The 1631-nt window shown below is 47.0% G+C and carries 1 protein-coding gene; it reads right to left on the bottom strand.

The features are described 5' to 3' along the window. Positions 1-1631: N-6 DNA methylase (locus ACYC56_RS14415; protein WP_461374867.1), on the bottom strand; the 1631-nt coding region annotated here is incomplete at both ends.

Raw genomic sequence — 1631 nt, 5'->3', positions numbered from 1 at the left:
CTGCTTGATATCAAAAACATTTTCATCTTTAGTCCCATCCGGACATTTTTCCTTCTTCAGGGAGTTGCCATGAAGATCCAGAACATAAATTTCGTCAAAGCTTTCCATGAGGGAACGGCGCATCCCCCGAAAGGTGGGATTGTCGAGGTAACTATGGTTAGTGATAAACCCGATAGCCCCTTCGCCGGTCTGATCGATCTTCCATTGAGCGAAACGGATGAATTTGACATAGTCGTCTTGAAGCCACTTGGGATTTTTTTCTCCCAGGGGTTTTCCATCTATCCGGTGGTAAACCTTGATCTCCTCGGAAATCCACTTCCCTATGTTGGTCGAATGGCCGGAGTAAGGGGGGTTCCCGAGGATGACCAGAATCGGCTGTTTCTTTTTGATCCTTCCTGCCAGGTGAGATTCTTCGGATAGGGAGGCCATGCCCGGAAATTCAGTCTGGGCCAGGTCTTCCATTTCCAGGGTATTGGTCAGATAAAGTTTAAACCGGTCTTTTTCGCCCAGCCGGTAGCCCAATTCTTCAAGGAGAAAGGACATTTTTAAATGACCAACGGCATAAGGCGCCATCATCAATTCGAAGGCAAAAAAGTTTTTCAGGATATGATCCCTGATGAAAGTCTCTTTTCCTCCCTGGCCATACTTATTTACAAATTCTGAAACGGCAAGGGTTGCCGCTTCGGCCAAAAAGGTGAGGGTCCCTGCTGCCGGGTCCAGAACGGTTACCTGTCCGTCGGCCAGGCCGTCTTTTTTAGGGAAGTATTCCTTGAGGATTTGGTTGATGGAACGAACGATAAAAGAGACCACCGGCTCCGGGGTATAATAGACTCCCCGACGTTCACGGGTTTTCGGGTCATATTCGGAGAGGAAGGTCTCATAAAAATGGACAATAGGGTCTTTCCCTTTTCCTTCGTGGAAATAATTGTATAAAATGGCCTTGATATCGGTAACCGCCAAAACCTCGGCCAGGTCGTCAATAATCCATTCCATGGGCTTGGGCGGATTGCCCAAAGAGATGAAGTGAAAAAGGTCCCGAAGAATGCCGATAGTTGGAGGGATACCATCATAGGCCAGTTTCCGATTAAAGGTTTCCATACGAGTTCTGGCTGCAAAAAGGCCGTAAGCGATGGTCTGAGAATAGAGATCGGCAAAGTCCTCCGGGGATAATCCTTGAATCAGATATTCCCGAAAGGCCTGATAGAAGCCGGAGATAAAGCCTTTTGGGTCCCCATTTTCTTTTTTGAGCTCTTCCGTTATCACCCAATCTTTTAAAAACCGGGTCCTCTTGGCCAATTCAACCGCCAAGGTTTTAGCGTCGTACAGTTTGGGCAGAGAAAAGGAGAAGAATTTTTCCAGGAGATTTAAAAAGGATTCTTCGTTTTCAGCCGGTGGTACCCGCTTCATTTTATAAATCCAGAAAGGTCGGCCGATGAGAACTTTGTCTATCAGGAAGCCGTTTCGGTAGAGACGAAATTCAAAAAAATTGGTCAGGAGAAGATTGGGGAAGGTGTGAATATAGCGTTTAAGCTGTTCAGTAGTTTCGATCTGATCTAAATACTCGTGGCTCGGCTCCTTGGCTTCGATATATCCCAGAATATGCTGTTTGCCGTCCCAGACCCGGAAGTCCG

The sequence above is a fragment of the Candidatus Aquicultor sp. genome, assembly GCF_054640775.1.
The sequence above is the reverse complement of the archived record's forward strand: the minus strand, read 5'-3'. Positions and strand labels throughout refer to the sequence as shown.